Annotated in this window: 26 protein-coding genes and 1 tRNA gene; 15 read left to right on the top strand and 12 right to left on the bottom strand. The window is 71.9% G+C overall.

The genetic code is table 11. The features are described 5' to 3' along the window. Positions 1 to 6: 6 nt before the first annotated feature. From AW270_RS25190 to AW270_RS25180, 3 genes are all read right to left on the bottom strand, one after another. Positions 7 to 1,161, bottom strand: coding sequence for a GDSL-type esterase/lipase family protein (locus AW270_RS25190; protein ID WP_061298125.1), 1,155 nt, complete (start codon positions 1,159 to 1,161; stop codon positions 7 to 9). Then, the gene (locus AW270_RS25185) at positions 1,158 to 1,745 is read right to left on the bottom strand and encodes a TetR/AcrR family transcriptional regulator (protein WP_061298121.1); all 588 of its coding nucleotides are present in this window, start codon (positions 1,743 to 1,745) and stop codon (positions 1,158 to 1,160) included. Before AW270_RS25185 ends, AW270_RS25190 begins: the two co-directional genes overlap by 4 nt. Positions 1,746 to 1,808: 63 nt before the next feature. After that, positions 1,809 to 2,984, bottom strand: coding sequence for a cytochrome P450 (locus tag AW270_RS25180; RefSeq protein WP_061298117.1), 1,176 nt, complete (start codon positions 2,982 to 2,984; stop codon positions 1,809 to 1,811). Between the two features lie 91 nt (positions 2,985 to 3,075). Between AW270_RS25180 and AW270_RS25175 the strand changes: the two genes are divergently transcribed. Next, positions 3,076 to 3,669, top strand: a complete 594-nt coding sequence (locus tag AW270_RS25175; protein ID WP_061298114.1) for a TetR/AcrR family transcriptional regulator — start codon at positions 3,076 to 3,078, stop codon at positions 3,667 to 3,669. Positions 3,670 to 3,696: 27 nt separating this feature from the next. Here the strand turns inward: AW270_RS25175 and selD are convergent, their stop codons facing one another. Continuing rightward, positions 3,697 to 4,680 (bottom strand): selenide, water dikinase SelD, encoded by a 984-nt coding sequence (gene selD, locus AW270_RS25170; RefSeq protein WP_218009338.1) that lies wholly within the window; start codon positions 4,678 to 4,680, stop codon positions 3,697 to 3,699. 48 nt (positions 4,681 to 4,728) lie between these two features. Here selD and selA point away from each other — a divergent pair, with 48 nt between their 5' ends. The 11 genes from selA to AW270_RS25120 all read left to right on the top strand — a co-directional run bounded on the left by selA (position 4,729) and on the right by AW270_RS25120 (position 12,043). Beyond that, complete coding sequence (selA, locus tag AW270_RS25165) at positions 4,729 to 6,015, top strand: L-seryl-tRNA(Sec) selenium transferase (RefSeq protein ID WP_061298106.1); 1,287 nt, start codon at positions 4,729 to 4,731, stop codon at positions 6,013 to 6,015. Next, positions 6,006 to 7,682, top strand: a complete 1,677-nt coding sequence (locus AW270_RS25160; protein ID WP_061298101.1) for a selenocysteine-specific translation elongation factor — start codon at positions 6,006 to 6,008, stop codon at positions 7,680 to 7,682. Before selA ends, AW270_RS25160 begins: the two co-directional genes overlap by 10 nt. 10 nt (positions 7,683 to 7,692) lie before the next feature. After that, positions 7,693 to 7,786, top strand: a tRNA-Sec gene (locus AW270_RS25155). Positions 7,787 to 7,814: 28 nt separating this feature from the next. Continuing rightward, positions 7,815 to 8,564 (top strand): AfsR/SARP family transcriptional regulator, encoded by a 750-nt coding sequence (locus tag AW270_RS25150; protein ID WP_061298098.1) that lies wholly within the window; start codon positions 7,815 to 7,817, stop codon positions 8,562 to 8,564. A 129-nt stretch (positions 8,565 to 8,693) separates the two neighbouring features. Then, positions 8,694 to 9,302: a hypothetical protein gene (locus tag AW270_RS25145; protein WP_061298096.1), complete on the top strand. Its 609-nt coding sequence runs from the start codon at positions 8,694 to 8,696 to the stop codon at positions 9,300 to 9,302. A 5-nt stretch (positions 9,303 to 9,307) separates the two neighbouring features. Further along, a complete protein-coding gene (locus tag AW270_RS25140; RefSeq protein WP_061298094.1) occupies positions 9,308 to 9,814 on the top strand; it encodes a hypothetical protein in 507 nt (168 codons plus the stop codon). A gap of 5 nt (positions 9,815 to 9,819) precedes the next feature. Then, on the top strand, positions 9,820 to 10,317 hold the full coding sequence (locus tag AW270_RS25135; RefSeq protein WP_157522578.1) for a hypothetical protein: 498 nt from the start codon (positions 9,820 to 9,822) through the stop codon (positions 10,315 to 10,317). After that, positions 10,314 to 10,466, top strand: coding sequence for a hypothetical protein (locus AW270_RS39030; RefSeq protein WP_157522575.1), 153 nt, complete (start codon positions 10,314 to 10,316; stop codon positions 10,464 to 10,466). Before AW270_RS25135 ends, AW270_RS39030 begins: the two co-directional genes overlap by 4 nt. 87 nt (positions 10,467 to 10,553) lie before the next feature. Further along, positions 10,554 to 11,027, top strand: coding sequence for a hypothetical protein (locus tag AW270_RS25130; protein WP_061298088.1), 474 nt, complete (start codon positions 10,554 to 10,556; stop codon positions 11,025 to 11,027). A gap of 3 nt (positions 11,028 to 11,030) precedes the next feature. Continuing rightward, positions 11,031 to 11,531, top strand: coding sequence for a MauE/DoxX family redox-associated membrane protein (locus AW270_RS25125; RefSeq protein ID WP_061298085.1), 501 nt, complete (start codon positions 11,031 to 11,033; stop codon positions 11,529 to 11,531). Then, on the top strand, positions 11,528 to 12,043 hold the full coding sequence (locus tag AW270_RS25120; protein ID WP_061298080.1) for a hypothetical protein: 516 nt from the start codon (positions 11,528 to 11,530) through the stop codon (positions 12,041 to 12,043). Before AW270_RS25125 ends, AW270_RS25120 begins: the two co-directional genes overlap by 4 nt. A gap of 48 nt (positions 12,044 to 12,091) precedes the next feature. Here the strand turns inward: AW270_RS25120 and AW270_RS42180 are convergent, their stop codons facing one another. From AW270_RS42180 to AW270_RS25100, 4 genes are all read right to left on the bottom strand, one after another. Beyond that, complete coding sequence (locus AW270_RS42180) at positions 12,092 to 12,403, bottom strand: hypothetical protein (protein ID WP_369409004.1); 312 nt, start codon at positions 12,401 to 12,403, stop codon at positions 12,092 to 12,094. Between the two features lie 243 nt (positions 12,404 to 12,646). Further along, positions 12,647 to 14,053: an MFS transporter gene (locus AW270_RS25110; RefSeq protein ID WP_061298071.1), complete on the bottom strand. Its 1,407-nt coding sequence runs from the start codon at positions 14,051 to 14,053 to the stop codon at positions 12,647 to 12,649. Positions 14,054 to 14,144: 91 nt separating this feature from the next. Further along, complete coding sequence (locus AW270_RS25105; protein ID WP_061298067.1) at positions 14,145 to 15,599, bottom strand: aldehyde dehydrogenase; 1,455 nt, start codon at positions 15,597 to 15,599, stop codon at positions 14,145 to 14,147. A gap of 138 nt (positions 15,600 to 15,737) precedes the next feature. After that, entirely contained in the window at positions 15,738 to 16,577 is an 840-nt protein-coding gene (locus AW270_RS25100; RefSeq protein WP_061298065.1) for an oxidoreductase, read from the bottom strand. 164 nt (positions 16,578 to 16,741) lie between these two features. On the opposite strand from AW270_RS25100, the gene AW270_RS25095 reads away from it, so the two are divergent. Next, positions 16,742 to 17,287, top strand: coding sequence for a TetR/AcrR family transcriptional regulator (locus AW270_RS25095; protein WP_061298063.1), 546 nt, complete (start codon positions 16,742 to 16,744; stop codon positions 17,285 to 17,287). A 66-nt stretch (positions 17,288 to 17,353) separates the two neighbouring features. Here AW270_RS25095 and AW270_RS25090 read toward each other — a convergent pair whose 3' ends face one another. Together AW270_RS25090 and AW270_RS25085 are read right to left on the bottom strand one after the other, a co-directional pair. After that, positions 17,354 to 18,001, bottom strand: a complete 648-nt coding sequence (locus AW270_RS25090) for a response regulator (RefSeq protein ID WP_061298061.1) — start codon at positions 17,999 to 18,001, stop codon at positions 17,354 to 17,356. After that, positions 17,998 to 19,134 carry a sensor histidine kinase gene (locus AW270_RS25085; RefSeq protein WP_157522572.1) on the bottom strand — a complete coding sequence of 379 codons (1,137 nt, stop codon included), beginning with the start codon at positions 19,132 to 19,134 and terminating at the stop codon, positions 17,998 to 18,000. Before AW270_RS25085 ends, AW270_RS25090 begins: the two co-directional genes overlap by 4 nt. A 99-nt stretch (positions 19,135 to 19,233) precedes the next feature. Here AW270_RS25085 and AW270_RS25080 point away from each other — a divergent pair, with 99 nt between their 5' ends. Beyond that, positions 19,234 to 20,376 (top strand): alpha/beta hydrolase family protein, encoded by a 1,143-nt coding sequence (locus AW270_RS25080; RefSeq protein ID WP_061298059.1) that lies wholly within the window; start codon positions 19,234 to 19,236, stop codon positions 20,374 to 20,376. Positions 20,377 to 20,728: 352 nt separating this feature from the next. Here AW270_RS25080 and AW270_RS25075 read toward each other — a convergent pair whose 3' ends face one another. Then, positions 20,729 to 21,676: a helix-turn-helix domain-containing protein gene (locus tag AW270_RS25075; RefSeq protein WP_061298058.1), complete on the bottom strand. Its 948-nt coding sequence runs from the start codon at positions 21,674 to 21,676 to the stop codon at positions 20,729 to 20,731. Between the two features lie 95 nt (positions 21,677 to 21,771). On the opposite strand from AW270_RS25075, the gene AW270_RS25070 reads away from it, so the two are divergent. Continuing rightward, positions 21,772 to 22,803, top strand: a complete 1,032-nt coding sequence (locus AW270_RS25070) for an NAD(P)H-binding protein (protein WP_061298055.1) — start codon at positions 21,772 to 21,774, stop codon at positions 22,801 to 22,803. A 40-nt stretch (positions 22,804 to 22,843) separates the two neighbouring features. On the opposite strand, the gene AW270_RS25065 is transcribed toward AW270_RS25070, so the two are convergent. Continuing rightward, entirely contained in the window at positions 22,844 to 24,034 is a 1,191-nt protein-coding gene (locus AW270_RS25065; RefSeq protein ID WP_169807376.1) for a cofilin family protein, read from the bottom strand. Positions 24,035 to 24,191 lie beyond the last annotated feature (157 nt).

Here is a 24,191-nt window from a genome sequence, read left to right as displayed (position 1 = left end):
CTCGCGTCACCGTGGTGAGGCGAAGGGACCCCCTGGGGCGAAGGCGTGGTCGGCGAATCGCCGGCCGATGAGCTGGTGCGTGGCGGTGTCGGGGTGGAGCGCGTCGGGGAGGGGGTGCTCGGCGGCGTCCGCCTCTCCGTAGAGCGCGGTCCCGTCGAGGTAGTGGAGGTTCGGGTCGTCACCGCGCCGTTCGACCAGCGAGGCGAGCGCGTCGCGGATCACCCGGAGCGTGAGGCGTCCCAGCTCACGGTCTCCGGGCCGGCCGGTCGCGGTGAAGCGGACCTGGTCGGTGCCCAGCGTCGCCGGGTCCACGGCTCCCGGTCCCGGGGTGTCCTCGTGGATGGGACACAGGATGGGGGAGATCACCAGAAGCGGTGTGTCGGGATGTCCGTCGCGGATCGTGTCGAGGAAGCCGTGGACGGCGGGGACGAAGGCCCGCAGCCGCATGGCGTCGAGGTTCACGACGTTGATTCCGAGCTTCACGCTGATCAGGTCGGCCGCGGAGTCACGGATGACGCGAGCGGTGAACGGGTCGACCAGCGCGCTTCCGCCCAGGCCGAGGTTGCGCAGTTCGACACCGGCGTGCCGGGCCGCGACGACGGGCCAGATCTGAGTGGGTCCGCTCGCGTTCGAGCCGTGGCTGATCGAGCTGCCATGGTGGACCCACAACGGGCCCTTCGCATCGACGGGACGGACGGGCTCGTCCGTCCGCAACTCGACGAGCTCAAGCCCCTCGTTGTGCGGCAGCCAGATCTCGACGTCCTTGTCACCTGGGCCCAGCCGCTGGAACGACACCGTCTGCGAGGGACCCGGCCGGAACCGCGTCGCCCCTGTTTCGAGGTCGACCTCCACGAGATCGCCGTCGGCCAGCCGCACCTCCTGGACCAGTTCTCCGCCGACGACCAGGTCGATCCCCCCGCGCGGCCGATCCGCGCCCCGATAGGCGACCCGGGTGGGATGGACGACCAGCTCGATCGTCCGCGCCACGGTCGTGAACGCGAGACGGGCGCCGGAGGGCTGCGCCTCCATCATCGACAGCTGCGGATCCGGGAACTGTTCGCGCACCCGTCCGGGCAGCCGGTGGAGCCGGACGCCTCGCGGGGTGCGTTCAAGCTCGGCGACCCCCCGGACGAGCCGGTCGTCGAAGGCGGTGGTGATCATGGTCGGTCTCCTTCGGAGGGCGCGGGCCAGGCCCGCAGAGCGGCGTCGAGCGCGTCGACGATCCGCTGCCAGGAGATGGCGGCGGACGGCAGGCTGTGAGCGAAGCCGCCGTTGCGCTCGATGCGGAGATAGCCGTTGACGGTGCTGCCGATGAACCGCACGGCGTGGACGTGCTCGCTCTCCGGCAGCGGATAGCCGCGCAGGACCGCGGCGGTGAGGGCGACGACGTCGCGCGCGCCCGCCGACCGGGCCGCTTCCTCACCGACGGGGCGCTGCAACGCGTCCCAGCGGCCCGGCGATTCGCGCGCGTAGTCGCGGTGCGCGTCGGCCAGCGCCTGAAGAGCTGACCGCCCGGCCCGTCCCGCCACGGCGACCGACACCCGGCTCGCCAGTTCGGTGAGGGCGAGGACCGTCACCCCCTCCAGCAACGCGTCGCGGTCCTTCACGTGTGAATACAGGCTGGGGCTCCGCACTCCGAGCCGGCGGGCGACGGCGGACAGCGTGACCGAGTCGAACCCCGTCGCGTCCGCCAGGTCGGCGGCCGCCTCGACGATCGAGGCCACCGTCAAAGGGCTTGCCTTCATGCCATCAGGATATACCTAATGCCATTAGGCTTTTCCCTAGATCCAGTAGTCGCACGGGCTGATTCACCAGGTGACCGGCAGGGCGGTCAGCCCGCCGGTGAGGGTCTTCGGGTCGAAGGTCATCTCTTCCAAGGGGCGTCCCAAGCGCATGGCCGGGAAGCGGGTGACGAGCTGGGTGAAGACCACGCTCAGCTCGATGCGGGCCAGCGGCGCGCCCATGCAGTAGCGCGGCCCGTGGCCGAAACTCAGGTGGGGCGCCACGGGGCTGCCGGGGTCGAAACGCTCCGGTTCGGGGTAGGCGGCGGGGTCGTGGTTGGCCGCGCCCGTGTCCAGCAGGACCAGGTCGCCGGCGCGTACCGGGACACCCTCCATGTCGAGGTCGGTGCGGGCGTAACGCACCAGGCCGTTGCCGCCCAGACCGAAGCCGCGCAGGATCTCCTCCACCGTGGCGTCGACGCGGGTGGGGTCGGCGGCCAGGGCCTGCCACTGGCCGGGAGTGGACATCATCCACAACGTGCCCATACCGATCGCGGTGACCGTGGTCTCGTGACCAGCGAACAGCAAGGACATGCCGAGCATGGCGGCCTCGTCGTCGCTGACGCCCTCGGTGGCGGCCAGGCGGGAGATCACATCGGCGTCCGGGTCGCCTTCGGCGCGTTTGCGGGCGACCAGGTCGCGGCCGTACAGGAACAGGTCGGCCAAGCCCTGCTCGGATCGGGCGCGGTCGGTGACGTCGGCGGCGGCCTGGCTCCAGGCGCGGAACCGGTCGCGGTCGTCGTAGGGCACGCCGAGAAGTTCGCAGATGACGGCGATCGGCAGCGGCAGCGCGAGAGCGCTGTGCAGGTCGGCGGGGGAGCCGGCGGCCTCCATCTCGTCGAGCAGCGTGGTGGTGAGTTCCTCGATCCGGGGACGCAGGGCGCGCATGCGCTTGGGGGAGAAGTGGGGCTGGAGGAGAGCGCGCATGCGGCGATGGTCGCTCTGCTCGGTGTCGAAGTCGCCGAGCGGGCCGCCGAAGAGGGCGGACTCTCCGCTGCGGGAGGCGCGCTCCGGCTCGGGATGGGCCCGGCCGAACCGCTCGTCGGCGAGCAGCCGGCGTACTTCCTCGTATCCGGTGACGAGCCAGGCGGGGTCGCCGACCGCCGTGGTCACCGCGTGCACCGGACCCTGTGTCTGGAGTTCGCGCAGCTCAGGGGAGCGGCGCAGCGGGCCTTCCGACTGCTCGAACGGAAGCGTGGACATGGGACCTCCCGATAAGTAGACACTCCTTTGTATACTCCGACGTATAAGAATCTAACTTGTACACTTTGGGGGATACAAGAGGAGAGTCCGAATGGTCGACCAGGCGGCGCCGGTCCGGCGGTTGCGGCGCGCCGAGCGGCGCGAACAGATCCTCGACGCGGCCACCCGCGCCTTCGCCCGCAACGGGTTCGCCGACACCGGCCTGGACGACATCGCCGCCGAGGCGGAACTGACGCGGGCCATGCTCTACCGGCACTTCGAATCCAAGGCCGACCTCTACCGGGCCGTGCTCGACCGGTCCTGCGCCCGCCTCGTCGAGGCGACCGGCCCCGGCAACTACGACGACCGCGCGATTCCCGCTCTGGTCGAGGCCGCGAGCGCCGATCCCGACGGATTCCGGTTGCTGTTCCGCCATGCCGCGCGCGAGCGCGAGTTCCGCGACCTGACCGACTTCATGGCAGTCGCCTCCCGGGAGGTCGCCCATCGCAACCTGGCCCGCGTCCTCCCTCCGGGCCCGTGGCTGGAATGGGCCGCCGACCTGATCCCGGTGCTCACCGTCGAGGCGGTCATCGCCTGGCTCGACGCCGGACGACCCGATCCCGACCAGGTGGCCGACCGCATCGCCGGGGTGGTGCACGGCGTCATGACCGCCGCGGGGGCACCCTCGCGACCGACCGCACCCTGAACGCTGAGCGGATCCGGTGCGGTCGGGTCATCTGATCACGATCGGGAACTCCCCGCGAGGCACCAGTTCGCCGATCACCGGGGCGCCGGGCACCTCCCCGGCGATCAGCAGCCCTCCGGAGGTCTGCGCGTCGGCCAGCAGCACCATCGTCTCCTCGTCGGCCGAGCCGGTCAGGTGGGCCGCCACCCAGTCGAGGTTGCGCCGCGAGCCGCCGGGCACGAATCCGTCCCGCACGGCCTCGCGCGCTCCGTCCAGCATGGGCACCTCCCGGCTGTCGAGCACGGCCGTGACACCCGAGGCCCTGGCCAGCTTGAACAGGTGACCGAGGAGCCCGAACCCGGTCACGTCCGTCGCGCAGCGCACCCCGGCGCTGAGTGCGGCCTCGCTCGCGGCGGCGTTGAGCTGGGTCATGACCGTGACGGCCTGCGGGAACACCTCGCCCGTCGCCTTGTGGCGGTTGTTGAGCACGCCGAGGCCGAGCGGCTTGGTCAGCGACAGCGGCACCCCGGCCCGGCCGGCGTCGTTGCGCATCAGGGCGGCGGGATCGGCGAGGCCGGTGACGGCCATGCCGTACTTCGGCTCGGCGTCGACGACGCTGTGGCCGCCCGCCACGTGGCAGCCGGCCTGCGCGGCCACGTCCGCGCCGCCGCGCAGGACCTCGCGGGCCAGGTCGTACGGCAGGGTCTCGCGGGGCCAGCAGAGCAGGTTGAGCGCCATGAGGGGCCGGCCGCCCATGGCGTACACGTCGGACAGGGCGTTGGCGGCGGCGATGCGGCCCCAGTCGTAGGGGTCGTCCACCACGGGGGTGAAGAAGTCGGCGGTGCTGACGATCGCCGTGCCGCCCTCGACCCGGACGACCGCGGCGTCGTCCCCGGTCTCCAGCCCGACCAGGAGTTCCCCGGCCGGGTCGGCAGGGGTGACGCCCAGCCCGGTCAGGACGTCCTCCAGTTCGCCGGGAGGAATCTTGCAGGCGCAGCCGCCGCCTTGGGCGTATTGGGTCAGTCTCACCATGATCGGGATCATTGCGCGGATCGGCCGATTGGTATATCCCGATTTATCGTGACCGACTCGCGGCGCCACATCCCGCGCACCGACGCGCTCCTGGACGATCCCCGCCTCGCCCCCTTCGTCGAGCTCATGGGACGCGACCGCGTCAAAGGGGCCGTCCGGGCGGCTCAACGACGGGCGAGGGACGGCGAGATCAGCCCCGCCGACGTGGCCGACGAGGTGGTGCGGTCGCTGCCGGGCGGCGGTCCCCGCGAGGTGCTCAACGCGACGGGGGTGCTGCTGCACACCAACCTCGGCCGGGCTCCGCTCTCCGCCCCGGCCCTGGACGCGATCCGCGGCGCGGGCGGGACCACCGACGTCGAGTTCGACCTGGAGACCGGGCGCCGGGCCCGGCGCGGCCGGGCCGCTCTGGCCGCGCTCGCGCGGGCCGTCCCGGACGCGGAGGCGGTCCACCTCGTCAACAACAACGCCGCCGCGCTGGCGCTGGCCGCGACCGCGCTGGCCCAGGGGCGGGAGATCGTCATCAGCCGGGGGGAACTGGTCGAGATCGGCGACGGCTTCCGGCTGCCCGAGCTGCTGACCTCCACCGGCGCCCGCCTGCGCGAGGTCGGCACCACCAACCGCACATCCGTGGCCGACTACGCCGGGGCGATCGGGCCCGCGACCGGTTTCGTGCTCAAGGTGCATCCCTCGAACTACCGCATCGAGGGATTCGCGGCGACGCCGTCCGTCGGCGAGCTGACCGGGTTGGGCGTGCCGCTGGTCGCCGACATCGGCTCGGGACTGCTGACGCCCGAACCGCTGCTGCCCGACGAACCCGACGCGGCGACGTGGCTGCGCGCGGGCGCCGACCTGGTCACGGCCAGCGGCGACAAACTGCTCGGCGGCCCGCAGTGCGGCCTGCTGCTCGGGCGGGCCGACGTGGTGGAGCGACTGCGCCGCCATCCGCTGGCCCGGGCGCTGCGGGTCGACAAGCTGACGCTCGCGGCGCTGGAGGCCACCCTCACCCACGCGGCCAACCCGGCCCGCGAGGCCCTGAGCGCCGACCCGGTCGTGCTGCGCCGCCGCGCCGACGAGCTGGTGAGAAGGCTGGCCGAGGCGGGGGTGAAGGCCGAGGCGGTGGACGCCGAAGCGGCCGTCGGCGGCGGGGGAGCGCCTGGCGTCACGCTCCCGAGCGCGGCGGTGGCGGTGGCCGAGGCGCTGGCCGGACCGCTGCGGACGGGCCGGCCGGCGGTGGTCGGCCGGGTCGAGGGCGGTCGCTGCCTGCTGGACCTGCGTGCGGTCGCACCGCACCGCGACGGCGAACTCTTCGACGCGGTGGTGGCCGCGTGCGGGTGATCGCCACCGCCGGGCACGTCGACCACGGCAAGTCCACCCTGCTGCGGGCGCTCACCGGCATGGAACCCGACCGGTGGGAGGAGGAGCGCCGGCGCGGGCTGACCATCGACCTCGGTTACGTCTGGGAGGGGGATCTCGCCTTCGTCGACGTGCCCGGCCACGAACGCTTCGTCGGCAACATGCTGGCGGGGGTCGGCCCGATCACGGCGGTGCTGTTCGTGGTGGCGGCCGACGCGGGCTGGGCGGTGCAGTCCCAGGAACACCTGGAGATCCTGCACGCTCTGGGAGTCAGCCGGGGCGTGCTGGCCGTCACCCGGTCGGACCTCGCCGACCCCGGACCTGTACTGGCCCACTGCCGTGAGCGACTGCGCGGCAGCACCGTGGAGGACATTCCCCTGACCGCCGTCAGCGCGGTCACCGGACACGGCCTGCCGGAGCTACGCGCTCTGCTGACCTCCATCCCCACAGGCGACCTCGCCCCGGAGGCGGATGTACGCCTGTGGATCGACCGGGTCTTCACCGTCGAAGGGCGGGGGACCGTCGTCACCGGGACGCTCGGCGCGGGAGTGATCCGGGTCGGCGACGTGCTCCGGCTCGGCGGCGACGACGTGCGCGTCCGCGGGCTGCACAGTCTCAACGTGGCGAGGACCGAGGTCACCGGCCCCGCGCGGGTCGCGGTCAACCTGCGCGGAGGCGCGCGCCCCCGGCGCGGGCACACCCTGACGACCCCGGGACGCTGGCTCGACGTGCGGGTGCTCGACATCCGGGTCTCCGGCGTGGATCCTCCGCCGGAGCACGTGACGTGGCACCTCGGCACGGCGGCGGAGCCCGCGCGGCTGCGCGCGCTCGGTGCCGACACGGTGCGGGTCAGCCTGCCCGCGCCGATGCCGATACGGGTCGGCGACCGGGCGTTGCTGCGTGATCCCGGCAGCCGCCGGGTGTGGGGCGCGGTGGTGCTGGACGTCCGCCCGCCGGAGCTGCGGCGCAGGGGAGCGGCGAAGGCGCGGGCCGCCGAGCTCGCCGGGATGTCCGGCCGGCCGGACGGCGCGGCCGAGTTGCGCCGGCGCGGCCTGGCCCGGCGCGACGAACTGGCCGCCATGGGCACGCCCGTCGCCGCGGAGCCGGTCCTGGGAGACTGGATGGCCGACCCGGCCCACTGGGAAGGGCTCCGCCACCGTCTCACCGAGGTCGTGGCCGCCCAGCCCGGCATGGCGGCGGAGACCGCGCGCCAGGCGCTCGGCCTGCCGGACCGGTCGCTCGTGGACGCCCTGGCCGAGGGCACCTCCGTCCGCGTGGTGCGCGGGCGGCTGGTCCTGCCGGCCAGCACCCCCGGAGTCGTCGAACTACGGCGGAGCTGGGCCGCCGACCCCTTCGCGGCGCCGGACGCGGACCGGCTCGCGGAACTGGGGCTCGACGCGCGTGCGCTGGCCGCCGCCGAGGCGGCGGGCGAGCTGGTCCGGCTGGCGCCCGGCGTCGTCCTGCCGCCCGAGGCGCCCGACGACGCGGTCGCGGTGCTGTCCCGGTTGCCCCGGCCGTTCACCGTGGCGCAGGCGCGGATCGCGCTGAACACCAGCCGCCGGGTCGCCGTCCCCCTCCTGGAGCACCTCGACCGGCTTGGCGTCACCCGCCGCGTGGACACCTCTGGTTCCAGAACGTTTCTTTGGTAGCGTTATCAACGGGGACGTGCAGGTGCCTGGTGGCCCTCCCGGTCTTCAAAACCGGTGGCGCCGAGGACCTCGGCGCGGCGGGTTCGATTCCCGTCCGTCTCCGCTGCTCCCCCCAGAGTCGGCTGGAGTTCTATGCGATTTCTCCTGCTCGGGCACTTCGAGATCCAGCGAGCGGACGGTGGCCGGCTCGCCGTGACCCGGATCAAGCACCGGCAGCTCCTGGCTCTGCTGCTGCTCGATGCCCCTCACACGGTCTCGACCGAGCGCTGCACCGCCGTCCTCTGGGGTGACGGCGCGCCGCCGTCGGCACGGCGGAACCTGCAGACCTACATCGCGGACCTGCGCAAGGGGCTGGCCTGCTCCGGCGTGGAGATCCGGACCGAGCCCGGCGGCTACCGGGTGACCGACGTCGAGGACCGGCTCGATCTGGCCGACTTCGAGGCGGCCCGGTCGGCCGCGGCCACCGCGCTGGGCGAGCGCGACGACGCCTCGGCGGCCCGCCTGCTTAGGGAGGGGCTCGCGCTCTGGCGCGGCGCGGCGCTCCAGGATCTCGCCGACAGCTCCGAGGCGCTGCGCAACGCCGCCACCCAGCTCAACGAGCGCCGGACGGCCGCGATAGGCGACTTCGCCGGCGCCTGCATCCGCCTGGGGGCCTACGAGGAGGCCATCGACCAGCTCCGGATCGCGGTCGCCCGCGCGCCGTTGCGCGAGGACCTGCGCGCGCGCCTCATGCTCGCCCTGCACAAGAGCGGACGCCGGGCCGACGCGCTGCTGACCTACCACGACTGCCGGGCGGCCCTGGTCGAGCAGATCGGGGTCGGGCCGTCCACCACGCTGACGGCTCTGCACGACCGGATCCTCATGGAGGACGCCGGCCTGTGATGTGGCGGTCGTATGGCGGTCGTATGGCGGCCGTGGACGCCCACCGCTCACTCTGGTGCCGTGGCGATGTTAGCGCGAACACCTGATGGCCGGACGCTCACCGCTGACGGCGGTCCAGAGCCCTTCACCATGGCCTGGAGCTACCTGTTCTGGGCGCGGAACGAAAGCGGCGCCCAGCGTTTCCACACCGGCGCCGCGGGTGCGCGCGAGCTCATCGCCCGCCACCTCGGCGAGTACGACCGGTTCACCGTCCGCGAGGTGTCGTGGAACGGAGCCCGTCTGGTCTCCCACGAGGACCCGGAGAACGGCGGCACGACCATGCTGTGGATCGGGCCGCACCATGAGGTCTACACCTTCATCCAGGGGACCAATGTGCCGTTCGAGGTGTTCATCGGCCTGCTCGCCGCCTTCGACGTCCGCGACGCCCCGGAGGGCGTCGTCCTGGCCCCCCGGCTCGGCGCGCGGGTCCGCATGGACGGCCTGCTGGCGGTCAACAGCCTGGAAGGCGTCTGCTCGATCCAGGTGAACCCGGCCGGATCGCTGCCCACCCCCGGCGGCACGGGCAAACGGGTGCGCGGCGGCGCGTTGTGGAAACGCGACGAGCGGGCCGACGACGGGCGGGTCCTGCGCTCGGCCATCCTGGTCAACACCTCGACGACCACGATCCTGACGGCGCGGGAGGCCGGGGACCCGCGCTTCGCGGCCGTCGCCGACTCCCTCACCTGCGTGCTGAGCTGATCGCCGTGCAGAACGTCGTCAACTCGCTGGCCGTGTTCGCCTTCCTCGGCATGGTGATCGCCCTGTTCGCGATCTCCGCCCTGCTCAGGATCGTGCGCGAGCTCCAGCAGGCGGTGCTGGCCGCACCCGCCGCCGAACCCGGTCCGGCCGCCGTCCGGCGGGTGGCCCGTTTCGCCTCCGCCGACGGGCGGCCGACCTTCGTCCTCGTGGTCTCCGAGCAGTGCCCGAGCTGCCGGGATCGCGCCGTTCATCTGGCCGGGACGCCGCGGGTCGACGGCCACCTGGTCCTGCTGAGCGCGGGTGCGGCGTGCGCGGCCTGGGTCGAACCGGCCCCGCACGTCGAGGCCGTGATCGACGCCGACCTGCTCGGTTCGGTCGCGGTCGGCGCGACCCCCTCGCTCGTCAAGTACACGCCCGACGGCGTCGAGGAATGGCGCCGCGCGGTCGGGTCCGACCCGGACCTGGACCGGCTCCTCGGGGTGGATCTGCCCGAATCGTCGAACGTGAGGTGAAGGACATGACCCCCGACTACTGGTCCGACGTGCCGGCGGCCGACGAGGACGTGGCGGCGCGTCCGCCGGTCCGGGTCCGGGTGTCGCGACGCACGATGGTCAAGTCGGTCGGCGTGCTCGGCGGAGCCCTGGCGCTGACCGTGGTGGGCGCCCTGCCGCCCGCCCGCATCAAGAGCGCCTCGGCGACCGCGGGCTCGGAGTGGTCCGGCTGCTCCAACAGCGGCTACGCCAACTTCGACGGCTACAAGGACGGCACCCCCCAGCGGGTGTGCGTGGGCGGGTCCTACGCCAGCAGCTACTGCGGCAGCGACGGCTGGTTCCGCACCGACGGCAACGCCTACTCCTACTACACGCCGATCGTGGAGTGCGGCGCGAGCGGGGCCTCGAAGAAGAACGCCTGGCGCTGGACGCACGGCAGCACCCCCTACCGCTGCGCCGACGGCCGCTTCGTGGTGTACGGCGCGGGCAGCACCTTCTACATCTGCTCGCGGGCCAACCCGTGACCCTGCCCGCCACCCGAACGGCCGGGCTCCTCTTCGTCCTGACCGCGGTCGTCGCGGTGGCCGGAGCGGTCTGGCCCGGCCGGCTGGACTTCCTCGCCTGGGCGCTGATGGGGGTGGTCGCCGGGTTCTCGCTGTCCGGCTCCGTTTGAAGCCTCAACTCAGCGGATCTGCTGACCTCGCCGGTCTGGCGGGGACAACTGACGGCGTTCTCCTCCGGGCTGGTCCTGGGCGCGCTGGTGTCGGGCACGGTCGCGGGGGCCTTCGGCGGTCTCGTCTCGGTGGTGCCGGAGACCTGGCGGACCTGGGCGCTGATCCCGGTGGCGGCCGTGCTGCTCGCCTTCGAACTGGCCGGACGTCCGCTCGGGCTGATCCAGAACCGCAGGCTGGTGCCGCAGGAGATCATCCCGCGCAGCCGGTTCGAGGGGCCTTTCCAGTTCGGTTTCGAGATGGGCACGGGCGTGCGCACCTTCACCCCGACCGCTCTCCCGCACGCGCTGGTGCTCACCCTCGTGCTCGTCGGAGGCCTGCTGCCCGGCCTGCTGGCCGGGCTCGGGTTCGGCCTGGGCCGGGTGCTGATGCCGCTCACAAGGTCGCTGAGCGGTGACCCCGCCCGGTGGGACCGCCACCTGCTGGGCAGGCTGGCCTGGGTGGGCCGGTGGTGCGCGGCCGGATTCCTGCTCGCGCTGCTGGTCCTGCTGATGGGGTGGTGACCGGTGATCCTGGTCGCGGACGTGGCGCTGGCCGGGGCGCTGCTCCTCGTGGCGGCGGGGTTCCTCCGCGCCGAGGAGGTCACGCGGCGGCACGGCCTGCTGCCCTTCTGGGTGATCCGCGCCGCCGGACTCGCCGAACCGGTGCTCGGCGTCGCGGTGATCGCGGTCTGGGTCGGGGGAGCTCCCGGCCGGGCCGTCTGGGCGCTGGCGGCCGGTTGGCACGCCGCGCTGACCGGGTATCTCCTGATTCTGCTGCGGGTACGCGGCCGGGTCCCGTGTGGCTGTCTCGACGCGGTCACCCCCGTGTCCCCGGCGAAGGCGGTCATCGGCGCCGTGTGGAGCGCCGCGAGCGCCGTGATGGCGGCGGGAGCGGTGCCCCTTCCGGAGGCCGTGCTCGACCGCCTTCCGCACCTGGCCCTGGCCGGGTTCACCGCCCTGCTGGCGGTCGTCGCGCTGTCGGCGCTGTCGGTTCTGTCGTCGTCTGCTGGAAGGAGGCCCGGATGAGCCGAAGGGCACTCGTCGCCGTCGCGGTCGCGGTGACCGGTCTGTCCGCCTGCACCGCGAAGCCGGAGCCCGTCGTGGCCAGCAGTCCGGCGGCGCGGCAGGTGCTCCTGGACGCGGCGCAGCTCCCCGGCGGCCCCTGGACAGCCGGCGCGAGCGGCGACACGCGCTGGGCCGACCTCGACGAGGCGATGGTGCCGTGCGGGAAGCGCGACATCGCCCCGGCCGAGGCCCGCGTGCGGTTCCGGGTGTTCGAGGCGGCCGGCGGGGCTTCGGTCTCGGAGCTCGTCGTCTCCGGCACGGACGTCTTCCAGACCTTCAAGCGCTTCTACGCCGAGTGTTCCTCGACGGGGAAGGTGGAGTCCCGGCCCGGCCCGGCCAACCTCGTGCGGCGCGGCGACACGACAGAGGTCGCCGTGTTCACCGAAGACCATCTGATCGTCGTCAGCGGCACCGGAGCCGACGCCGGCGCGATCGCCGACGCCGCCCGCGCGCAGGCGGCGAAGGCCGGATGAGTCATGCCGCACCCGGGTCGAGGAGGGTGACATCGGTCCTGGTGCTGGTCACCAGCCGGTGATGCGCTCCCAGTGGGCCTGGACGGCGGGTGCGGCGTCCGTGGGCCGGGCGCTGTCGATGACGTGGTAGCCGCGGTGTTGGGCGACGAGTCCGGGGGCATCGGCCCCGAGGCCGCCGCGGTGGCCGTCGCAGTCGATCTCGATCTGCGCCGGGACGACGAGACCGGCTTCACGGGAGGCGTCGGCGACGAAGGCAGCCTGTTCGCGGCTGTCGAGCAGGACGCGCAGGGTGACGCCGCGGCGCAGGAGGGCGATGACGCGGGGCAGCTTGTGCGGGTCGATACCGACGGCGTACGTGATGTCGGTGTAGCCGCCGTCGGCGAACGCCTCGGCCTCGGCGAGGGTGGAGACGGTGACCGGACACGGGGTGCCGCCGTGACCCCGAGCCGGTCGGCCCGCTTCGCCAGTCGTTCGATGTTGCGCCGGGCCCTGTGAACGTCGACGACGGCGAACGGGGTGCCGGGGTCGGCCAGCGTCGTCGCGGAGGCCGGGGCCGGGGTGATCTTCACAGGGTGATGTCCATCCCTGTTTACTTTGCGGCGTTTACTCTGCGGCGGCGGGAGTCAGCTGGGGCGTACGGACGGCTTTGCGGGCCGGGGCGAGGGCGGCGGCGAGGGCGGCTCCGAGCAGGAGGAGGGTCAGCGCGGAGAAGCTGTGGATGTAGCTGGAGTCGTACGGCAGGCCGGAGGACTGGAGGTGGCTGGTGACCAGGAGGCTGGTGATCGCGGTTCCGATGGCGCCGCCGACGGAGCGGAGGTTGGCGTTCATGCCGGTCGCGGCGCCGGTCTGCTCGGCAGGTACGCCGCCGACGATGAGGTTGGCCATGGATGCGAAGGCGAGACCGACGCCGAGGCCGAAGACGCCCGCCGCGACGGCGATCTGCCACTGCTGGGTGTGCCACAGGGCGAGGATGGCGCAGGCGACTGCGGCGGAGACGGCCCCCGAGATCAGCAGGCGTCTGGCGTCGACCTTGGGTTCCAGGCGTCCGCTGACCACACCGGCGACGAACATCGCGATCAGCATGGGCAGCATGAGCAGTCCGGACGTGGTGACGCTGGCGCCGAATCCGTAGCCGGCGGAGCGGGGTGTCTGTACGAAGCCGGGCAGGAACGACCAGACCGAAGACATGCCTGCGCCGAACAGCAGAGCGGCGGCGTTCGTGGCCCACACGGCCCGCACGCGCATGATGCGCAGATCGATCAGCGGGCTGCGGGAATGGGACTCCGCGAACAGCCACAGGGCGAAGAGCACGACGGCCGCGGCGAACAGCGCGATCACAGCAGCGGAGCTCCAGCCCCACCGGCTGCCGCAGCTGACCGGCAGGAGCAGCGCGACCAGCCATCCGGACAGCAGCACCGCGCCGGACCAACTGACCCGTCCCTTCGCCCGTCGGGGCGACTCGGGGACATGGCGCAGGGCCAGCAGGGCGGTGACGGCGACGATGACGACGGGAAACCAGAACAGCCAGCGGTAGTCGAGCCCGGCCACGATGGGACCGGCAGCGACTATGCCGACACCGCCGCCGGCGGCGATCACGGCGGACAGGTTGCTGATGCTGCCGCTGACCCTGCCGGGTTCGAACTGGTCGCGGATGATGCCGAAGGACAGTGGGAACACCGCGCCTCCGGCGCCCTGAATGACGCGGGCGATGATCAAGACGTCGACGTTCGGAGCGAGGGCGGCGAGCAGACAGCCGGCGAGGACGGTCAGCAGGACTGCGACGAGGGTGCGCTTCTTGCCGGCCAGGTCGCCGACCCGGCCGATGATCGGGGTGCACACCGAGGCGGACAGCAGGTAGGCCGTCATCACCCAGGTGGCGGTGGATTGGGAGGTGTGCAGTGCGTGTTGGATGGTCGGCAGAGCCGGCGCGATCAGTGACTGCAGCATGGAGAACACGCCCGCCCCGCTCGCGAGGACCGCGAAGATGAGGCGGGTGGACTTGCTGGGCATGGGGTTGTCTCTCCGGGAAACGGGTGCGTCTTGACGACGGCGCGGGACAGGTCGCGGGTCTCGCGCATGCGGGTGGCGCCTCTCCGGTGGGCTACGGCTGCCGGAGCCGGGTGATGGACTTGTGCTCGATGTAGCCGGTGAGTCCGACCTTGCCGTACTCGCGGCCGAGGCCGCTGGCCTTGTAGCCGCCGAAGGGGCCGTCGAAGCTGATGGGCGAGCCGTTGACGGTGATGGTTCCGGTGCGCAGCTTGCGCGCGACGGCCAGGGCGCGCTCGGGGTCGGCGCTCCAGATGCCGCCTGAGAGGCCATATTCGGAGTCGTTGGCGATGCGGACGGCGTCGTCCTCGTCGTCGTAGGCGATGACGGCCAGGACCGGGCCGAAGATCTCCTCCTGGGCGATGCGCATGGAGTTGTCGACGTCGGCGAAGAGGGTCGGGGTGACGTAGTTGCCCTTTTCCAGGCCCTGGGGGACGTGCGGGCCGCCGGTGACCAGGCGGGCGCCTTCCGCTATGCCGATGTTGATGTAGTCGATGACACGCTGCTTCTGGTCGGGGCGGATCATCGGGCCGATGAAGGTGTCGGGGGCGGAAGGGTCGCCGACCTTCAGCGATTCGACCATGTCCTTGAGCGCGGCGACGACCTCTTCGTAACGCCTCCGGGGGACCAGGATGCGGGTCTGCAGGATGCAGGCCTCGCCGTTGTTGCCGAGGGAGCCGAAGCGCAGGCCCTGTACGGCGGCGTCCAGGTCCGCGTCCTCCAGGATCAGAGCCGCGGACTTGCCGCCCAGCTCCAGGCTGACCCGCTTGAGGTGCTCTCCGGCGATGGAGGCGATGCGCCGGCCGGCACGCGTGGAGCCGGTGAAGGCGATCTTGTCGACGTCCGGGTGGGAGACGAGGTACTCGCTGGTCTCGCGGTCGGCGGGAAGGATGCTGAGCACGCCCGCGGGAAGCCCGGCCTCGTGCCACAGGTCCGCCAGCAGCATCATGCTGAGGGAGTTCTCCGGGGAGACCTTCAAGACAACCGTGTTGCCGGCCAGCAGGGCCGGGATCAGCTTGGCGGTGGCGGCGGAGAACGGCGAGTTCCACGGGATGACCGCGGCGACCACGCCGATCGCCTCACGCCGCACGATGGTGTCGAAGGCCACCGACGGGTCGGAGGGTTCGATGACCTCCTCCCAGCCGAACTCCTCGGCCGCCTTGAGGTAAGCGTTGACTTGGCGGGTCAGGAAGGACTGGCCGACCTTGGTGAACCAGCCGGCCGAGCCGTTCTCGACGGAGATGGCCGTGGCGACCTCGTCGGCGCGGGCGGTGCGCAGGGCGTCGTAGCGCCGGATGATCTCCTGCCGCTCCTCGGGCGTGGTGTGTGGCCAGAGGCCGTGGTCGAAGGCCTCGCGGGCCGCGGCAACGGCCGCGTCCACGTCGGCGGGTGCGGCCTGGGCCACGCGGCCCAGCACCGACTGGTCGTGGGGGGAAAGGATGTCGAGCAGTTCCGGGTTGCTGGGGGTGACCCAGGAGCCGCCGATGTAGAGCCTGTCGCGAAGAGTCATGTCTGTCGATTTCTTCGGGTGAAACGTGGTGGATGCGGGGCGAGACCACCGGAGCGAGCGGGTATCCGCGCTGTCACCGGGGCCCGGGGCCGCGTGCCGTCGGGCAGGCGACCGACGGCACGCGAAGCTGCAGGGTCGTTACGCGGTCTGGTGGTCGGTGGAGCGGCTCGCTTCGGCCCACGTGTCGGCCTCGGCCAGGCGAGCCTTTTCCGCGCTGACAGCGATTTCCAGGGCGTCGCTGCCGAGCAGGAGCCGGCGCGGGGGCTCGGGCGCGTCCACGGCGGCGATGACGGCCCGGGCCATTCGGGCGGGGTCGCCGGGCTCGTTGCCGCTGTAGGCCGCGAACTGCTCCAGCCATGCGCCGACCGTCTGCTGATAGTCAGGAGCGATGGGTCCGGACGGCTTCGCGGCGCCGGCGGCCCAGCCGGTGCGGATACCGCCCGGCTCCACGATGATCACCTTGATGCCGAACGGGGCCACCTCGTTCGCCAGCACCTCGGAGAAGCCCTCGACTCCGAACTTCGCTGTCTGGTAGGCGCTGAGCCCGGGCGTGCCGCCGACCCGGCCGCCGATGGACGAGATCTGCACGATGTGCCCGGACCGCTGGCCACGCAGTACGGGCAGGGCAGCCCGGGTCACGTTGATCACGCCGAACAGGTTCGCCTCGACCTGCGCCCGGAACTCGTCCTCCGGGAAGTCCTCGATCGAACCGCTGGTGGCGTAACCCGCGTTGTTCACGACGACGTCGACGGTGCCGAATCGCTCCACTGCGGCCGCCACCACGCCCCGAGCCTCGGACGGCGACGTGACATCCAGCGCCACGGTCTCCAGCCGCTCCGGATACTTCGCCTTCAGATCAGCCAGAGCCTCCGGCCTGCGGGACGTCACGACGACTCGATCACCGTCCTCAAGAGCCTGAAGAACCAGGGCCCTGCCCAGCCCCTGGGAACCACCAGTGATCAGCCAAGTCCGTGACATGGCGTGCTCCTCTCATCTCGGTTCTTGCCGCCCTCCAGGGCGCGACCTCAATGTAGTCGTTTCTTCGTCAACTGCAACATCGATGTTGCAATATATGGAGGAGATGAATCTCACCATGAGATGATGGCGCTGTAATCACCACTGCTGGTTAGGATCGCCGGACCATGAGAGCCGATGCCGCACGCAACCTGTCCTCCGTCCTCCGCACCGGGGCCCGCCTCCTGGCGGAGGATCCAAGCACGTCGATGGCGGCCATCGCCGCTGCGGCGGGTGTCGACCGCACCACCGTTCATCGCCGCTTCGCGAATCGGGAGGCGCTGCTGCGCGCCGTCTTCCAGGCCAAACTCGACTCGGCCGAGCGGGTGCTGGACGAGGCGCGGCTGACCGAGGCGCCGGTGCCGGTCGCTCTCCACCGCTATCTGGAGGGGATCATCCCGGTCGCCCGCGAGTGGCCTGTCGACACGCGCCGCATGATGCAGAAGGACCCCGAAGCCAGCGCTCGCCGTGAAGCGCAGAGTGCGCGCCTGAGCGCCTTCATCCAGCGCGCTTGCGATGAGGGCTACCTGCGCGCCGATATCGATGCGGCCTGGGCACGTGCGGTCCTCGACGCACTCGTCGACAGCATCGCCCACCGGTTCCCCGCAGTGGATGCCCCGCAGGCGGCCGACCTCGTCGCGGACGCCTTCCTGCGCGGCCTCGGCGTGGCCTGACCCTGCGGGTGAGCCAGTCGCCGGCGGTCCGCGCCGGAGGTGGCGGCATGCTGGTGCCCGCTGCGCTCAGTGACCCGGCAGCACGACCCCGTGTTCGTAGGCGAACACGACCGCCTGCACCCGATCGCGCAGCCCGAGTTTGGCCAGCAGGCTGCCGACGTGGGTCTTCACCGTGGCCGGGCCGACCATCATGTGCTCGGCGATCTCGTTGTTGGACAGCCCCCGGGCCACCAGCACCAGCGTCTCGCGTTCGCGGTCGGTCAGCCGGGACATGCGGCGCCGGTCGGGCCGGGGCGGGCTGGTCCGCGCGAACTCGGCGATCAGCCGCCGGGTGACCTGAGGCGCGACCAGCCCGTGGCCGCCCGCGACGGTCCGGACGGCCTCGACCAGGTCGTCGGGTTCGACATCCTTGAGGATGAACCCGCCGGCCCCGGCGCGCAGCGCGCCGAAGACGTATTCGTCGAGGTCGAACGTGGTCATGACCAGCACCGTCAGCCCTTCGCGGGCGAGCCGCCCGGTGGCGCGGATGCCGTCCATCCGGGGCATCCGCACGTCCATCAGCACCAGGTCGGGACGGACCCGGCAGGCCACCTCGATGGCCTGCTCGCCGTCGACGGCCTCCCCGGCGACGGTCAGGTCGGGTTCGGCGCACAAGATCGTCCGCAGACCTGTCCGCACCATCGCCTGGTCATCGGCGAGCACCACGCGGATCATCGCCCACCTGCCGGGAGAGTCGCGACCACGACCCATTCGGAGCCCGAGGGGCCCGCGTCGAGGGTGCCGCCGGGCTGCCGCACCCGCTCGCGCATGCCCGCCAGCCCGTGTCCCCGTCCCGCTTCGCCGCCGGTCAGCGGGTTGCGGATCTCCAGCCGGACATCGTCGCCGCAGGTGACCGTGACGGTCACGGGCGCGCCGGGGGCGTGCCGCCGGGCGTTGGTGAGAGCCTCCTGGACGATCCGGTAGGCCGCCAGGTCGGTCTGATGCCCCAGCGGGGGAGGATCGCCGGTGATCGACGTGGTCAGCGACATCCCGGCGGCCTCGGCGACCGCGAACAGGTCACCGAGCCGGTCGAGGCCGGGCTGAGGTGACCGGCCGCCCGCGTCGTCGTCGCGCATGATGCCGACCAGGGCGCGTAACGCCTCCAGGGTGCCGCGGCCCTGCCCCCGGATCGCCCGCAGGACCTCTTTCGCGGCTTCGGGGTCCCGGTCGACGAGCCGGTCGGCGGCGCCCGCCTGGACCACGATCGCCGACAGGTCGTGGGCGGCGATGTCGTGCAGCTCACGGGCGATCCGGCCGCGTTCCCGCGCGGCGGCCTCGGCCGCCAGCACCACGGTCTGCCTCCGGCGCCGCCGGACGAGGAACCCGACCGTCCCGGGGATCGCGTAGCTGGCGACCGTGGCGGTGATCATGGCGTCGATGTCCTGGCCCGGCACACCCCAGAAGGTGGGCAACCCCCGGACGGAACCCGCGAGGATGCCGCCCGCGGCGTGCGCCGCCGCCGCCGTCAGCAAGATCGGCACCGTATGCCGCCACGGTCGCAGCGTCGCCACCGTGTAGGCGCAGACGACCAGCGCGACCCCCGGTCCCAGGGCGGACAGTTCGACCGCCGCGCACACGAGGACCAGCGAGGTCGCCGCGCCCAGCGAGACCACCGGCCACCGGCGCCGGACCGCGACGGCCGCGCCCGCCGCGACCGTCAGCAGGCACACCGTCACCACCGACCCGGGCGGCAGCGGCGGCGGCACGGGCTGCCGGGTCTGCACCAGCCAGACGACGAACAGCTGCCCCAGCACGAGGAATCCCGTCAGCGCGCCCGCGCCCGCGACGTCTCTGACCTGCGGTCCCACCGCCATCTCCCCCTCCGGTCGGGGACGCCCTCCCCACCGTGGGGGAAGACCTGCCGCCGGGCCCCTTCCTACCCTCGGAGATCCAGCCAACCGCAGGAGATGATCGACGTGCACGGAGCTCTGTCCCTGATCGTCGCCGCCACTCTCATGCCGGCCCCGGCGGCGATCACGCTGGCCCGTCCGACCGGCCCGCTGCCGACCGGGACGACCCTCGTCCACCTCACCGACCCGCACCGCCTCGACCCGCTCGACCCGAAGAGCGCGCCCCGTGAGGTCATGGTCCAGCTTTGGTACCCGGCCCGGCCGGGCTCGAAGAAACCCCTGGCCCCCTACGCCCCGCCCGGCGAGGCCGCGGCGCTCCAGCAGACCTATCCGGTCCCCGCCGGGGCGTTCACCGCCACCACCCACAGCCGCCTGGGCGCCGCACCCGCTCCCGGACGCCACCGGGTGATCTTCTACCACCACGGGCTGTGCGCCTCACGTACCGACAACACCTCGGTGAACGAGCAGCTGGCCAGCATGGGTTTCGTGGTGGTCGCCCTGGGCGGCACGCACGAGTCACCCGCCGTCGAGTTCCCCGGCGGCCGGGTCGTGAAGACCAGCGACCCCAAATTCTGCCTGGCGGGCGGCGACCCGTTCTCCAAGGCCAACCAGGCGATCCTCAACCGGCTGCTCGCGGTCCGCGTCGCCGACACCCGCTGGGTGCTGGACCGGCTTCCCTCCATCGCGCCCGCGGGCCTGTCGATGGACACCGCGAAGGTCGGCATGTACGGCCACTCCTTCGGCGGCGGCACCACGGCGGCCGTGATGCGGTCCGACAAGCGGTTCGTCGCGGGCGTGAACCTCGACGGGTTCGTCATCGGCCCGACGGCGAGAACGGGCCTCGACAAGCCGTTCCTCGTCCTGGGCAGCAGCTACCACGACCGGAGACAGGACCCCTCATGGGGGACGTTCCTGCCCAAGCTGACCGGCTGGCACCGCTGGTACCGCCTGACCGACGCGGGCCACTACCGGTTCATCGACCTCGGCGGCAGCGTCCGCAAGTGGGGCCTGGACAAGCAGATCAAGCCGAAGGACCCGGAGACGTGGCGCACGGTCTTCGGCGACATCGGCGACCGCACCAGCCAGCGCATCGTGACCAGGCTGACCTCGGCCTTCTTCACCAAGTTCCTGCACGGCCGCCCGTCGCCCGTGCTCGACCGGCCCTGGAAGGAGTTCCCCCAGGTCAAGCCCGGACGTTGAAACCGTGTCGTGGTCGACGACCAGGCCGCTGCCGCGCTGCGGGAACCGGTCAGCCCAACTGACTTCGACCGACTGATCCCCGGCGGTACTGGATGCTTCAGCCCCTGACCACTGCTCACTTGGCGCAAGGGTCCGAGGCGCCTATGGCGGGTGGTGGATGGTGACCAGACTCCGCCTGTGCCGTGCGGGGTCAGGCGGGGCGCAGGCGGTTCGGCGTCAGCGCCTCTTCCCTCGCCGGTGGCATCCGGGGCATTGCGGGCGCGCCGGATCCTTGCACAGGATCCATCCGCCCGTCCATGTCGCCGCCGCTCGGCCAGCGCCCGCACGCCACGATCGAATGCGCGGCGGCGGTTCAGGCGCGGAAGGTGCGCCGGTACAGGTCCGGTGGCACGCCGACCGTGCGGTGGAAGTGGCGGCGCAGGGTCGTCGCCGTTCCCATGCCCGCCGCCGAGGCGATGGCCTCGACGCTGTCGTCGGTGGTCTCCAGCAGTTCCTGGGCGCGGCGGATCCGCTGCGTCAGCAGCCACTGCAACGGGGTGGTGCCCGTGATCAGGCGGAAGTGCCGGGCCAGGTGGCGCGAGCTCATGTTCGCCTGGCGGGCCAGATCCTCCACGGTGAGCTGCTGGTCCAGCCGTCGCATCACCCAGGTGAGCAGTTCGGCCAGGGGATGGCCGTCGTGGGCGGGGACCGGCGTGCTGACGAACTGGGCCTGGCCGCCGGCCCGGTGGGGCGGCACGACCAGGCGGCGGGCGACGAGGTTGGCGACCGCCGACCCGTGGTCGCGGCGGACCAGATGCAGGCACAGGTCCATCGCCGCGGCCTTGCCCGCCGAGGTGAGCACCCTGCCGTTGTCGACGTAGAGCACGTCCGGGTCGACCTTCACCCGGGGAAAGCGCGCGGCCAGTTCCCCGGTGTGGGCCCAGTGGGTGGTCGCCCGCAGGCCGTCGAGCAGACCGGCCGCGGCGAGCACGAATACGCCCGTACACAACGAGACCACGCGCGCACCCGACGCGTGAGCCGCCCGCACCGCCTCGACCAGGTCGGCCGGCGGGTCCTGCCCCACGTCCGTCAGCGCGGGGACGATCACGGTGCCGGCCCGCACCAGCCAGTCGAGGCCGCGGTCGGGCTCCAGCAGGAACCGGCCGACGCGGACGGGACCGGTGCCGCACACGCTGACCTCGTACCAGGGGCCGGGCAGAGCGTCGGGCGCGGAGCCGAACACCTCGGCGGCCAAGGCCAGCTCGAAGTGCAGCATCCCGTCGGTGGCGGCGACCGCGACGGACCGCGAAAACGAACTCATGTCGGGAATTGTACGGATCACGTCGTTTCCGACACTGGCCGCTCGGATCCGGCGGCGACAGGATCACCAACTGACGACGACACCCAGGAGCAGACATGGAAACGAAGCAGAATGTGGCGGTGTTCGGCGCCTACGGGCACACCGGGCGGTTCGTGGTCGCGGAGTTGTGTGAACGCGGGTACGTCCCGCTCCTGCTCGGCCGCGACCCCGCCAGGCTGCGGGCGCAGGCGGAGCCCGGCCTGCGAGCACGGGAGGCGTCGGCGGAGGATCCGGCCTCGCTCGACCGCGCGCTGGACGGCGCGGCCGCCGTGATCAACTGCGCCGGCCCCTTCGCCGCGACCGCCGGCCCGGTCATCGAGGCGGCGCTGCGGGCAGGCATCCCCTACGTCGACGTGGCCGCCGAACTGGAGGCGAACCTCGACACGTTCACCGACTTCGCCGAGCGCGCCGCCGGCACGCTGGTGGTCCCGGCGATGGCCTTCTACGGCGGCCTCGGCGACTTGCTGGTCACCACCGCGATGGGCGGCTGGACGGCTGCTGACGAGGTGCACATCGCTTACGGCCTGAGCAGCTGGCACCCCACGGCCGGGACGCTCGCCTCCGGCGTGGTCTCCGACCGGCGACGGGGTGGCCGCCGCGTCCGGTTCACCGGCGGACGCCTGGAGTATCACGATGGCGCGCGGCCGACCCTGGAGTGGTCCTTCCCCGCCCCGCTCGGCCCCCAGAACGTCTTCGGGGAGTTCACCATGGCCGACGCCGTCACGGTGCCCAGTCACCTGGATGTGCCGGAGGTGCGCACGTACATGACCGTCAAGGCGGCCGCCGACCTGTCGGCTCCCGGCGCCCGGCCGCCGGCCGCCGTCGACGGGCGCGGGCGGTCCGCGCAGACCTTCGTCGTCGACGTCCTGGTCCGCTCCGGCGACGAGGAACGCCGGATCGCCGCCACCGGCCAGGACATCTACGCCATCACGGCGCCGCTCGCGGTCGAGGCCGTCGAGCGCATCCTCACCGGGCGCACGAAGGCGACCGGCGTGGCGTCCGCGGGTGCGGCCTTCGACGCCTTCGACTTCCTGCGCTCCCTGTCGGCACATCTGTCCCTAGACGTTCCGACCCGCGGATTCGGTTGATCAAGTCATGCGACGATCTCCCAGGGGCGAAGGATCGAGGCTAGTAGTAGATACCGCCCTCCTCCGCCTCAGCCTGCCTGATGTGGGCTTCCTGCTCCGCGTCCCTCGCCTCCTGCATCACTTTCTTCTCCTCCCACTTGTCCCACTCCTGCTCGGCCTCGGTCGGCTTGAACATTCGGCGGGCCTTTTCCCACAACGCGTCACGGGACACCGCGGAATGGTCGGAGACATCGCCCAGGTAATATTCGGCGATCACCTCGACCTTGTCCCTCATGATTCCCGTGGGGGTGAAGCTGGCCTCGTAAGCTCCCATGGCGGTTCCGTCGCTGCCGCTGTAATAAAGGCTTCTCGTCTTCTCCGGAGCGGCGCCGGGAATCCAGGTGAAGAAGAAGGTGAGGGTGGGGTGGGAATCCGAGCCCAGGTCTCGGATGTCCAGGGTGTAGAGACCCCAGCGGCAGTCGTCGGCGGGCAGGCCCGCGAGAAACTCGTCGTAGGGTGCGGCGGGGTCACCGGTCTGGGCCACGTCGAGCGTGAAGAACCGATTGATCTTGAAGATGACGTGCCCGTAGGTCGCCGTCGCGGTCTCCGATCCGGCCTCGTCGCGGATCTGCATGAGCAACTGCCCCGTCTTCGGGGCGAGCCGGTCGACGGAGACCGCCCGGTCGGGGACGGGCAGTCCGCGTGACGGCCCGGCGGCCACCAGCCGGTCGAGCACCGCCCCATTCGACAGGGCGGCGTGGTCGGTGGCCGTGTGGAACACCAGCACCCGGTCGAACGCCCGCGTGAGAATCGCCGTGGACTCCTCGTAGAGTTTCCTCTGGGCCGCGGGGGCGGTTTCGGGCAGCCAGGTGAACAAGACAGGCTCGAAACTGCACAGGCTGCCGTACGAACCGAGGTCCATCGCGCACAGACCCCACCGGCATTCGTCGGCGGGCAGCGCGGCCAGGAAATCGTCGAAGGTCCGGGGATCGGGCTCGCCGTCCTCCGAGTCCTCGTCGTCTTGCGACCCGTCGTTCTCCGGGATGATGACCGATTCGGCCTCGTCGATCCGGTAGATCACATAGCTGGACTCCAGGTATTCCACCACATTGGAGTATGCGGTCATCACATCGGGATCGAGATCGAGGTTTCCGGACATCAACGGCTCCCTTCGCGCGGCCTGCCCCACGCTAATGGGCCGCCGATGCCATTGAAAGATCACAAAGTTGTGGCTCTCGGCGACATTGCCCATCGAATTCCGGAACCATAGTGAGGCTGTTGACGGGAGTTCACTGGCGGGACGCGACATTTCTGCGGGCGACCCTGCTCGACCCGCCGGGCCGAGAGGTTCCCGGCCGAGCTCGACCAGAACTCCGCAGGCTGCTGATCGCGAGACGGCCATCCGTGGT

Source organism: Herbidospora cretacea, from assembly GCF_001570605.1.
Classification (GTDB): domain Bacteria; phylum Actinomycetota; class Actinomycetes; order Streptosporangiales; family Streptosporangiaceae; genus Herbidospora; species Herbidospora cretacea.
This window is presented reverse-complemented; position numbering and strand designations above follow the sequence as displayed.

Coding starts and splice junctions, on each gene's coding strand:
- AW270_RS25080 (WP_061298059.1), top strand. CDS start 19,234: ATGATCGACGTGCACGGAGCTCTGTCCCTGATCGTCGCCGCCACTCTC.
- AW270_RS25100 (WP_061298065.1), bottom strand. CDS start 16,577: ATGTCACGGACTTGGCTGATCACTGGTGGTTCCCAGGGGCTGGGCAGG.
- AW270_RS25145 (WP_061298096.1), top strand. CDS start 8,694: ATGGCCTGGAGCTACCTGTTCTGGGCGCGGAACGAAAGCGGCGCCCAG.
- AW270_RS25175 (WP_061298114.1), top strand. CDS start 3,076: ATGGTCGACCAGGCGGCGCCGGTCCGGCGGTTGCGGCGCGCCGAGCGG.
- AW270_RS25190 (WP_061298125.1), bottom strand. CDS start 1,161: ATGATCACCACCGCCTTCGACGACCGGCTCGTCCGGGGGGTCGCCGAG.
- AW270_RS25070 (WP_061298055.1), top strand. CDS start 21,772: ATGGAAACGAAGCAGAATGTGGCGGTGTTCGGCGCCTACGGGCACACC.
- AW270_RS25105 (WP_061298067.1), bottom strand. CDS start 15,599: ATGACTCTTCGCGACAGGCTCTACATCGGCGGCTCCTGGGTCACCCCC.
- AW270_RS25120 (WP_061298080.1), top strand. CDS start 11,528: ATGAGCCGAAGGGCACTCGTCGCCGTCGCGGTCGCGGTGACCGGTCTG.
- AW270_RS25185 (WP_061298121.1), bottom strand. CDS start 1,745: ATGAAGGCAAGCCCTTTGACGGTGGCCTCGATCGTCGAGGCGGCCGCC.
- AW270_RS25075 (WP_061298058.1), bottom strand. CDS start 21,676: ATGAGTTCGTTTTCGCGGTCCGTCGCGGTCGCCGCCACCGACGGGATG.
- AW270_RS25135 (WP_157522578.1), top strand. CDS start 9,820: ATGACCCCCGACTACTGGTCCGACGTGCCGGCGGCCGACGAGGACGTG.
- AW270_RS25150 (WP_061298098.1), top strand. CDS start 7,815: ATGCGATTTCTCCTGCTCGGGCACTTCGAGATCCAGCGAGCGGACGGT.
- AW270_RS25065 (WP_169807376.1), bottom strand. CDS start 24,034: ATGGGCAATGTCGCCGAGAGCCACAACTTTGTGATCTTTCAATGGCAT.
- AW270_RS25090 (WP_061298061.1), bottom strand. CDS start 18,001: ATGATCCGCGTGGTGCTCGCCGATGACCAGGCGATGGTGCGGACAGGT.
- AW270_RS25095 (WP_061298063.1), top strand. CDS start 16,742: ATGAGAGCCGATGCCGCACGCAACCTGTCCTCCGTCCTCCGCACCGGG.
- AW270_RS25180 (WP_061298117.1), bottom strand. CDS start 2,984: ATGTCCACGCTTCCGTTCGAGCAGTCGGAAGGCCCGCTGCGCCGCTCC.
- selD (WP_218009338.1), bottom strand. CDS start 4,680: ATGGTGAGACTGACCCAATACGCCCAAGGCGGCGGCTGCGCCTGCAAG.
- AW270_RS25110 (WP_061298071.1), bottom strand. CDS start 14,053: ATGCCCAGCAAGTCCACCCGCCTCATCTTCGCGGTCCTCGCGAGCGGG.